Genomic DNA, 9,982 nt, shown 5'->3' with positions numbered 1-9,982 from the left:
GCTGGACCGGCTACGACAGTGACAAGGGCTGCGGACCCATCACCATCCGCGACGGCCTCGAACGCTTCTACGCCATCGTCGATGGCTACTCTCTCGCAGCGCAACATCTGTGCGCAAGTTAGCCCGCAAGCGGGAGAGGGAGGGGCCCGGCACGCGAAGCGTGCCGGGAGGGTGAGGGGCCAAGAACGAGGTCTCATGCGTGAAGCCCTCACCTCGGCATACCGGCCGATGGCCGATATGCCTGTCCCGTCGCGACGCGATCGTCGACCCCTCCCGCTTGCGGGAGAGGTGAAGACCCCGCTAGATGCGGACAACAGCAAGACCCAAGCCCTGGGAGCACGCCCGTGGACACCGCGATCACCGTAGACGCACCCGATCGGGTGCCGTTCAAGCCGATCGACTTCCTGTCGCGCGATGTCGCGCTGGAGCGCCGCGGCGACGGCAGCATGGTGCTGCGCTCGCGCCATGCGCTGAAGCCGTACGAGAGGCATATCCCGGCGCTGCTGGCACATTGGGCCGACACGGCGCCGGACCGCATCTGGCTGGCGCAGCGCCGCGGCCCTGAGCGGCAATGGCTGCAGCTCACCTATGCCCAGGCCAAGGCCCAGGTCGACGCCATCACGCAGGCGCTGCTGGACCGCGGCTTCGGTCCCGACCGGCCGGTGCTGATCCTGTCAGGCAACTCCATCGAGTTCGCACTCCTGACCTTGGCGGCGATGCAGGCGCGCGCGCCCGTGGCGCCGGTGTCGCCCGTCTACTCGCTGATGAGCGAGGACCACGCCAAGCTGAAATACGTCTACGATCTGATCCGGCCGGGCCTGGTGATGGTGCAGAACGGCGCCATGTTCGCCAAGGCGCTGCGTGCGCTCGACCTTGCCGGCGTCACGCTGGTGCATGTCGAGGCATCGCCGCCGGACATGGCCTCCGTCGCCTTCGCCGACCTCGTGGCCACGGTGCCGGGCGATGCCGTGGCGCGATCGGTGGCGCTGATCGACGGCAAGACGGTGGGCAAGTTTCTGTTCACCTCGGGCTCGACCGGCATGCCCAAGGCCGTGATCAACACCCAGGAGATGATGTGCGCCAACGTCGCGATGGGGCAGATGTCGCGCGTGCGCAAGGAAGGCGAGCCGCCGGGCGTGATGCTCGACTGGCTGCCCTGGAACCACACCATGGGCGGCAACGCGACGCTGCACGCCAACCTCGCCGAGGGCGGCACCACCTATATCGACGACGGCCGGCCGCTGCCCGGCCTGTTCGACGAGACCCTGCGCAACCTGCGCGAGATCTCGCCGACCTACTTTGCCAATGTGCCGGCGGGCTATGCCATGCTGGCCACGGCGCTGGAGAAGGACGACGCGCTGGCGCAGAGCTTCTTCCGCAATCTCGGCCTGCTGGCCTATGGCGGCGCCACCTTGCCCGACGATCTCTACCGGCGCATGCAGGCGCTGGCGGTGCGCCATACGGGCTTCCGGATCCCGTTCGTCACCGGCTGGGGCAGCACCGAGACAGCGCCCACCGCCACCACGGTGCACTGGGCCAGCGAGCGGGTCGGGCTGATCGGCCTGCCGTTCCCCGGGGTCGAGCTGAAGATGGTGCCCACCGGCGAAGACGGGCGCTACGAGCTGCGCCTGCGCGGCATCATCGTCACGCCCGGCTACCACAAGCAGCCGGAGCTGACGGCCCAGATGTTCGACGAGGAGGGCTTCTACAGGATCGGCGATGCCGGCCGCTTCGTGGACGCCACCGATCCGGCCCAGGGGCTGGTGTTCGACGGCCGCGTCGTCGAGGACTTCAAGCTCACCAGCGGCACCTTCGTGCTGGTCGGCACGCTGCGCAGCACCGCGGTCGCGGCCGCCTCGCCGGTGCTGCAGGACGCGCTGGTGGCCGGCCAGGACCGCGCCTATGTCGGGCTGCTGGGCTTCCCCAACATCGCCGCCTGCCGGCAGCTTGCCGGCGATGCCGCCGGCAAGCTGCCGCTGGCCGAGCTGCTGCGTCATCCGGCGGTGGTGGCCTGCGTGCGCGACGGTCTGGTTGCCATGAACGCCCGCACGCGCGGCTCGTCGATGCGCGTGGCGCGCGTGCTCTTGATGACCGAGCCGCCGTCGGTCGACGGCAACGAGCTGACCGACAAGGGCTACATCAACCAGCGCGCCGCCCTGAGCCGGCGCGCTGCCCTGGTCGAGCGGCTCTACGCCGAGCCGCCGGCGCAGGACGTTATCGTCATCTCCTAGCTGGTACCAGCTATCAGTGGAAGGTGAGTCGCCATTGTCATCCCGAGCGCAGCGAGGGATCTCCTGGGAGAGGCGCACAGTACGCTATTCGCGGGAGATCCCTCGCTGCGCTCGGGATGACAGGTGTGTCACCGACCCGCGATTCCAGGTGCTGGCTGCAGTCGTGCGTAAGTTCGTGCGACTGCAATGGCTCCATTTTGGACCAAACTCCGGTCGGGGCGCCCCTCGGGCGCCCCGCTGCCGGCGGTGATCCGCGAACGCGGCCGCCGCGGCCGGCCTGTTGGCGCATCAGCAGGACTTGGCTTGTCCACCGTGTTCGTCCATGACGTTCGAGGGCGCCCGCCCGAGGTCACCGCGAGTGAATACGCAGAGCCTTCGCCGTTCCGTCGCGCCGCCCGCGGCTTCAGCTGCGGGCGCTGGCGTGCGCCTGACCGATGCGGTGGTGCGCGCGGCGCTCGACCAGGCTGGGATCGGCCTGCTGGTGGTCGACGGCGCCGGCCGCATCGTCGAGGCCAGCGCGGCGTTCCAACGGCTGATGGGCTGCGATGCCGCCGCGCTGGCGGGCCGCGACGAGATGGAGATCGTCCATCCCGACGACCGTGCTCCGGGTGGGGTGGCGGGCGAGGCCGACAGGCGCTACGTCCGCAAGGACGGCAGCGCCGTATGGACGCGCAACAGCGTGTCGGTTGTCGACGATGGCCCCGACCGGGGGCGCATCGTCGTCGTGCGCGATATCACGGCGCAGCGCGAGGCCGAGTGGGCTCTGCGCAACAGCGAGGCGCGGTTCCGCGACTTCATCGAGGCGGCGTACAGCCTGTGGGTCGAGACTGATGTCGAGCTGCGCATCACGCAGGCCGCCCTCGCGTCGGCCGCCAGCCCGGTGCGCAGGCTCGACGAGATGGTCGGGCTGCCGATCTGGCAGGCCGCCGGGGTCAGCGATCCGCAGCTCGATCCGACCTGGCGCGACGTGCTGACATTGATGCAGGCGCGCCAGCCGTTCCGCGACATCCGCTACACGATGGTCGACGGGCAGGGCCGCACCCACTACCGCCGCGCCAGCGGCGTGCCGGTGTTCGACGAGGACAAGCGCTTCACCGGCTATCGCTGCGTGGCCAGCGACGAGACCGCCGAGATCGAGGCCCGGGCCCGGGCCAACGCCACCGAAGGCCTGCTGAACCTGGCCATCGAAGGCATGTCGGACGGCTTCGCCGTGTTCGATGCCGAGGACCGGCTGGTGCTGATGAACCGCCGATACCGCGAGTCGCTGCCGCCGGATACCGACTGGCTGCATCCGGGCCTCACCTTCGAGGAGATCCTGCGCACGGGCGTCGCCAGCGGCCATTACGTCGAGGCGATCGGCAACGAGGAGAGCTTCATCGCCGAGCGGCTGCGCGAGCATCGCGAGGGCAAAGGCGCGCGGCTGGTGCGCGCCATCGGCAACCGGTGGTGCCGCGCCCGCGACCATCGCCTGCCCGACGGCAGCACGGTCATCATCCGCACCGACGTCACCGACCTGATGGAGCGCGAGCGCGAGCTGCAGGATCGCGAGGAGTGGTTGCGCGCGATCGCCGGCAACCTGCCCGGCTTCATCTTCCGCCAGGTGGTGACGGCGGACGGCAAGTTCGGCAGCGCCTATGTCAGCGACCGGCTGATGCAGGTCATCGGCGTGCCGGCCGAGGAGATCAGCAGCGGCCATGGCACGCTGCTCGACCATGTCCATGACGATGATCGCGAGCGCCTGGTCCGCTCGCTGGCCACGACGGCGGCCGATCCCGGGCCGTCGCTGATCGAGGTCCGGCTGATCGCGCGTCCCGGCGGCGAGGTACGCTGGCTGCGCCTGCATGCCACGCCCAAGAAGCTGCCCGACGATGCCCTGCAATGGGATGGCATCGGCATCGACATCACCGACCACAAGGTGGCGGAGGACCGCCTGCACCAGGCCTTGAAGACCGAGGCGATCGGGCAGCTCACCGGCGGCGTCGCTCACGACTTCAACAACCTGCTGACGGTGATCGCCGGTTGCGCCGAGCTGCTGAACGAGGAGCTGCCCGAGGCCGACCACGCCAGGAAGGAGCTGGTGCGCAGCATCCTCACCGCCAGCAGCCGCGGCTCGGAGCTGACCCACCAGCTGCTGGCGTTCGCGCGCAAGCAGCCGCTGCAGCCACGTGCCGTCGACGTCAACCATCTGATCGAGGAGCTGCGGCCGCTGCTGACCGGCCCGCTGGGCGAGGATATCGCGCTGCGCTTCGACCTGCGCGCCGATCCGACCATCGCCCATATCGACGCGCACCAGCTCCACAACGCGATCCTGAACCTCGCCGTCAATGCCCGCGATGCGATGCCGGGCGGCGGGCGGCTGCTGATCGAGACCAGCAACATCGGGCTCGACAAGCGGCTGGCGGCCGAGATCGCCGATGTCCGGCCCGGCCGCTACATTGCGATCCGGGTCGTCGATACCGGGCGCGGCATGTCGGCCGACATCATGTCGCGCGCCATCGAGCCGTTCTTCACCACCAAGCCGGCAGGCAAGGGCACGGGTCTGGGGCTGAGCATGGTCTACGGCTTCGTGAAGCAATCCGGGGGCCACATGACCATCGACAGCCGGCCGGGCGAAGGCGCCAGCGTGTGCCTTCTGCTGCCGCAGGCCGGCGGCGACGAGCAGCCCGGCGTCGCCAGCGTGGCGGCGGCGGAGCGGCCCCGCGGCTCGGAGACCATCCTGCTGGTCGAGGACGATCCGGCGGTGCGCGGCACCGTCGCCACCCTGCTGGGCAATCTCGGCTACAGCGTCATCGAGGCCGCCAGCGGCCGCGCGGCGCTGCAGATCATCGCCGGCAGCCAGCCCATCGACCTGCTGTTCACCGATGTGGTGATGCCGGGCGGCATCGACGGCTTCCAGCTGATCGACGAGGGGCGCCGCCTGCGGCCCGGGCTGAAGGTGCTGTGCGCCTCGGGCTATGCCGAGAGCGCCATCGAGCGCTACGGCCGGCCGCCGCCCGACATCGAGCTGCTGCAGAAGCCGTTCCGCAGCCGCGAGCTGGCGCGGCGCATCCGTCGTGCGCTCGGCCAGCCGTCGGCGGCGGACAGCTGATTTCGCGCGTTGGAGCGACGGCGTCACCGTCCTACACTGCCGACCTGCCATCCCGCCATCCATCGCGCGAGATCCGACCGTGCATCCCACTGATTCCCATCGCCTGCATGCCCATCTCATCGGCCGCCAGGGCTCGCGCGGGCTTCTGAACACGCCGGCGCTGGTGCTCGACCTCGACATGCTCGAGCGCAACATCGCGGCCATGGCCGCCTTCGCGCGCGCACACGGGATCGCGCTGCGGCCGCATTCCAAGACCCACAAGAGCCCCGACATCGCGCGGCGCCAGATCGCGGCCGGCGCGCTGGGCAATTGCTGCGCCAAGCTGGGCGAGGCCGAGGTCATGGCCGAGGCCGGCATCGGCGGCCTGCTGATCACCTCGCCGGTGGTGTCGGCGCCCGCGATCGAGCGTCTGATGGCGCTGCTGGCGCGCAGCCCGGACCTGATGGTGACGGCCGACCATCCCGACAACGTGGCGGCACTGGCGCGCGCCGCTGCCGCTGCCGGCCGGTCGCTGTCGGTGGTGGTGGATATCGATCCGGGCATGCATCGCACCGGCGTGGCCTCGCCCGAAGCGGCGCTTGCCCTGGCCCGGCAGGTCGCCGCCGCGCCGGCGCTGCGCTATGCCGGGGTGCAGTTCTATTGCGGCCGCCACCAGCACATCGAGGCATTCGCCCAGCGCCGCGACGAGATCACCGAGCGTACCGCCTACCTCAAGGGTATCGTCGAGGCGCTGACGGCCGATGGGCTGAAGCCGGCCATCGTCACCGGCGGCGGCACCGGCACGCACGCGATCGACGCGGCGCTGGGCGTGTTCAGCGAGCTGCAGGTCGGCTCCTATGTCTTCATGGACCACCAGTACAATGTCTGCGACCTGCGCGGCGACGGTCGCGCGCCGTTCGAGCAGGCGCTGCAGATCGATGCGCGCGTGGTCAGCGCCAGCACGCCGGGCATGGCGACCATCGACTCGGGCCTGAAGTCGATGGCGACGGAAGCCGGCGCGCCACCGATCCTGTCCGGTGTGCCGGACGGCACGACCTTCCGCTTCGCCGGCGACGAGCACGCGCGCATCACGTTCCCCGACGGCGTGTCGGGGCCCGGCATCGACGCCGTCGTCACGCTGACGCCGCCGCACTGCGATCCGACGGTGAACCTCTACGACGCCTACCACGTGGTGAAGGGCCATACGCTGGTGGACATCTGGCCGATCGCCGGCCGCGGCCGCAGCCGCTAGGGGCGCCGTCATGACCGAGGACGACCTGCAGCGCCTGCTCGCGGCGACGCTGCCGGCGATCGACCAGCATGCGCTGATCGTCGAGGAGGCGCAGGACCAGGACGTGCGGCTGCGCTTCCCGTTGCGGCCGGCATTGATCGGACCGGGCGATGTCTTCTCGGGCCCGGCGCTGCTGGGCTTCGCGGACACGGCGATGTTCGCGGCCATCCTTGCCGCGACCGGCGGCCGGGCGCTGGGCATGGTGGCGACGATGAGCGCCACGTTCCTGCGCCCCATGCCGGCGGCGGATGTCGTCGCGATCGCCCGTGTCATCCGCAGGGGCAAGCGCATGGCGCATGCCGAAGCGTGGCTGTTCGACCATACGCCGGTCGAGGCGGTGCTGCATGCCACCGCCAGCTGCGCGCTGCGGCCGCGCGCCGATGTGTGATCAGGCCGGCTGGCAGCCTTGCTGCGCTTCGGCCTGCGGCGGCAGGACGCGCAGGCGGACCAGCGGCGTGGCGAGCACGACCGTGAAGGACAGCGTGAAGCCGATGGCGATCGCCAGCATCGCCGCTTCGTAGCCGAAGCGCGCGCCGAGCCAGCCGCCCAGCAGGGCGCCGATCGGGCGCATGCCGTAGACCGCGACCTGGATCGTGGCATTGACCCGGCCCAGCAGCTCGGGCGGCGTCACCAGCTGGCGCACGGTCGTCTGGCAGATCAGCCACAGCATCGGGCCGAAGCCGACCAGGAAATGCGCCACCGCTGGCAGCACGACGCCGGGCGTGCGCGTCGACATCAGGAGCAGCACGCCGGCGATCACCGAGACTGCCGGACCGAACAGCAGGGTGACGTTCGGCGGCAGCCGTGACAGCAAGGTGCCGCCCGACAGCGCGCCCACGATCAGGCCGGCGCCATAGGTCATCTGCATGGCGCCGGTCTGCCGCGGATCGAGCGCGAGCAGCTTCAGCGCGAACGGCACGAAGACGGCCCACAGCGCGAAGAACGACAAGTTCCAGAAGATGGCGCACAGCGCGATGCCGCGCAGCAGTCGCTGGCGCATGACGAAGGCGGCGCCTTCGCGGATCGCGGCCAGGATCGGCTGGCGCGGCGGCGGCGTCACGGCGATGGCGCGCCGGTCGAGGCCGGCCAGCCAGGCGACGGCGCACAACGATGCCACGATGGCGAGCGCATAGCCCCAGGTCGGCGACAGCCGCATGGCCAGCTCGCCGGCGATGAAAGGCGCCGCCAGGGTCGCGGCGGCGCGGCCCAGCTCGAGGCGGGCATTGCCGGCCGGCAGCTGGGCCGGCGGCATGAGGCGCGTGATCACGGCCGTCGCCGCCAGGACGAACGAGACCGTGCCGGCGGCGCCGATGAAGGCTGCGCCGGCCAGCGGCCAGAGGAGGTCGGCCAGCGCCGCGACCAGGGCCACCACCGAGGCTGCCAGGGAAAGCACCGGCGCTGCGAACAGCACGGTGGGGGCCGTGAACCGGTCGACGATGATTCCGGCCGGCAGCGACACCAGCAGCCAGGCGGCGCCCTGGATCGCCACCAGGATGCCCACAAGGCCGGGGCCGGCGTCGAGCAGGAGCACCGCGGTCAACGGCAGCGCCGCCAGCGCGAGCTGATCGGCGGCATGGACGCCGACGGTAGCGCCTTGCAGTCGCAGGAGGGGAGAGAGAGACATGGCGGCGCACCCATCGCGGTCGGTCTGGCGGCGATGGATAGACGGGCCCGCCGGTCGTCACACTCCGCGGCACGGCGTCGAATTCCACGGACGGATCAACGGTCGAACGTGAAGAGCCCCAGCGCATGGCGGATCTCGTCCAATGTCGCCTGGGTCCTCTCCCGCGCCTCGAGCGTTCCGGCGCGCAGCACCCGCAGCACATGGCCGGGATCGCGGGCCAAGGCGGCGCGGCGCTCCCGGATCGGCGCCAGGAGGGCCTGCAGGATGTCGTCGAGCCGGCGCTTCACCGCCACGTCGCCCAATCCGCCACGCCGATAGTGCTCCTTCAAGGCGACGACAGCCTCCCGGTCCTCGTCGAACGCATCGAGGTACGTGAAGACAACATTGCCTTCGACGGTGCCCGGATCGGCGGCGCGCAAATGGTTGGGGTCGGTGTACATGCGCCGCACGGCGTCGCGGATCGCCTCGGGCGCGGCCGACAGCGGGATCGCGTTGCCTTGCGACTTGCTCATCTTGGCCTTGCCGTCGACGCCCGGGAGGCGCCCGACAGGCGCGATCAGCGCCCGTGCCTGGGGCAGGACGTCGTGGCCGATCTGGTGGTTGAGGCGCCGCGCAATCTCGTTCGTCTGCTCGATGAGAGGCAGCTGGTCCTCGCCCACGGGCACGACCGTGGCCTTGAACGCCGTGATGTCGGCAGCCTGGGCGACAGGATAGCAGAGGAAGCCGACCGGAATGTCGCGTCCGAAGCCGCGGGCCTGAATCTCGTCCTTGATCGTCGGGTTGCGCTCCAGCCGCGCGACGGTCACGAAGTTCATGTAGAGCGTCGTCAGCTCCGCCAGGGCCGGCAGGCAGGATTGCACGCAGATCGTGGTCTTTGCCGGATCGATGCCGACCGCGAGGTAGTCCAGCGCCACCTCCAGCACGTTGCGGCGCACCTTGGCCGGATCGTGCGCATGATCGGTGAGCGCCTGGGCATCGGCCAGCAGCAGGAACTGGCGGTGCGAGTCCTGCAACGCCACGCGGTTCTTGAGCGAGCCCGCATAGTGGCCCAGGTGCAGCGGTCCGGTGGTGCGATCGCCGGTGAGGATGATGGGCCTGGTGTCGACAGGCATCGTGACGTCTCCGAAAAGGGGAGCCGCCGCGACGGAAGAAGCTGCCAGAGAGAAACGACCTGTGCCTGCCCGATCACGGCGGCAACGGTCGCTTGCAAGAAGGCTGTCGTGCCGCTCCTAGTACCTCGCCACAGAGGTTATGACGGGTTGCTGTTGAGCCAGGGAAGGATTGGCAGGTCTTGAGGGTCGACCAGGATCTGGATGCTTCGTGCGACACCGGGCTGGCGGCGGATGAGGCCGGCGCGCTCGAGGCCGAGAACCATCTGATGGACTGAAGGTGGACTGACGCGGAAGTGGCGCTGCATGTCGGCTTCGGCAGGAGCCTGGTGGAACATGCGGGCGTAGACATGGATGAAGGCCAGATACTGGCCTTGCTTTTCGGTGAAGCGATGCGGGCCGGTGCGGCGCGCGGTGCCTGATTTGTGACTCATCGCTGGATTCGTCTGGTCTCCCCCTCAAGGAGATCAGAATGAATGTACGGTACCGGGTCGAGCTGAGCCAAGAGGAACGCGCGCAGCTGGCGGCGCTGCTGAGCGGCGGCAAGCATGCGGCGCGCAAGCTCAAGCGGGCGCAGATCCTGCTGGCGGCCGATGCCGGCGCCAGCGACGAGCAGATCGCCGGCACGATTGGCGTGAGCGGCTCGACAGTATACCGAAC

8 protein-coding genes are annotated in these 9,982 nt (G+C 70.0%); 5 read left to right on the top strand and 3 right to left on the bottom strand.

Annotation, left to right across the window (positions count from 1 at the left end; all coding sequences use genetic code 11):
• Window positions 1-344: 344 nt before the first annotated feature.
• From FHP25_RS40130 to FHP25_RS40115, 4 genes are all read left to right on the top strand, one after another.
• Complete coding sequence (locus FHP25_RS40130; RefSeq protein ID WP_231712647.1) at window positions 345-2,231, top strand: AMP-binding protein; 1,887 nt, start codon at window positions 345-347, stop codon at window positions 2,229-2,231.
• A gap of 421 nt (window positions 2,232-2,652) precedes the next feature.
• Window positions 2,653-5,319 (top strand): PAS domain S-box protein, encoded by a 2,667-nt coding sequence (locus FHP25_RS40125; protein ID WP_178134143.1) that lies wholly within the window; start codon window positions 2,653-2,655, stop codon window positions 5,317-5,319.
• Window positions 5,320-5,398: 79 nt separating this feature from the next.
• Entirely contained in the window at window positions 5,399-6,550 is a 1,152-nt protein-coding gene (locus FHP25_RS40120) for a DSD1 family PLP-dependent enzyme (protein WP_218578997.1), read from the top strand.
• A gap of 10 nt (window positions 6,551-6,560) precedes the next feature.
• Window positions 6,561-6,977 carry a PaaI family thioesterase gene (locus tag FHP25_RS40115; RefSeq protein WP_147852624.1) on the top strand — a complete coding sequence of 139 codons (417 nt, stop codon included), beginning with the start codon at window positions 6,561-6,563 and terminating at the stop codon, window positions 6,975-6,977.
• On the opposite strand, the gene FHP25_RS40110 is transcribed toward FHP25_RS40115, so the two are convergent.
• The 3 genes from FHP25_RS40110 to FHP25_RS40100 all read right to left on the bottom strand — a co-directional run bounded on the left by FHP25_RS40110 (window position 6,978) and on the right by FHP25_RS40100 (window position 9,756).
• Complete coding sequence (locus FHP25_RS40110; protein WP_147852623.1) at window positions 6,978-8,213, bottom strand: MFS transporter; 1,236 nt, start codon at window positions 8,211-8,213, stop codon at window positions 6,978-6,980.
• Between the two features lie 95 nt (window positions 8,214-8,308).
• Window positions 8,309-9,325: a tryptophan--tRNA ligase gene (gene trpS, locus FHP25_RS40105; RefSeq protein WP_147852622.1), complete on the bottom strand. Its 1,017-nt coding sequence runs from the start codon at window positions 9,323-9,325 to the stop codon at window positions 8,309-8,311.
• A gap of 137 nt (window positions 9,326-9,462) precedes the next feature.
• Complete coding sequence (locus FHP25_RS40100) at window positions 9,463-9,756, bottom strand: LexA family protein (RefSeq protein ID WP_147852621.1); 294 nt, start codon at window positions 9,754-9,756, stop codon at window positions 9,463-9,465.
• 38 nt (window positions 9,757-9,794) lie between these two features.
• On the opposite strand from FHP25_RS40100, the gene FHP25_RS40095 reads away from it, so the two are divergent.
• The coding region (locus FHP25_RS40095) for a helix-turn-helix domain-containing protein (RefSeq protein ID WP_147848186.1) at window positions 9,795-9,982 on the top strand (188 nt) is incomplete at its 3' end.

This window comes from Vineibacter terrae, assembly GCF_008039615.1.
Classification (GTDB): domain Bacteria; phylum Pseudomonadota; class Alphaproteobacteria; order Reyranellales; family Reyranellaceae; genus Vineibacter; species Vineibacter terrae.
Note: the sequence above shows the minus strand (reverse complement) of the source record. Positions and strands in the feature narration are given on the sequence as shown.

Coding starts and splice junctions, on each gene's coding strand:
- FHP25_RS40115 (WP_147852624.1), top strand. CDS start 6,561: ATGACCGAGGACGACCTGCAGCGCCTGCTCGCGGCGACGCTGCCGGCG.
- FHP25_RS40110 (WP_147852623.1), bottom strand. CDS start 8,213: ATGTCTCTCTCTCCCCTCCTGCGACTGCAAGGCGCTACCGTCGGCGTC.
- trpS (WP_147852622.1), bottom strand. CDS start 9,325: ATGCCTGTCGACACCAGGCCCATCATCCTCACCGGCGATCGCACCACC.
- FHP25_RS40100 (WP_147852621.1), bottom strand. CDS start 9,756: ATGAGTCACAAATCAGGCACCGCGCGCCGCACCGGCCCGCATCGCTTC.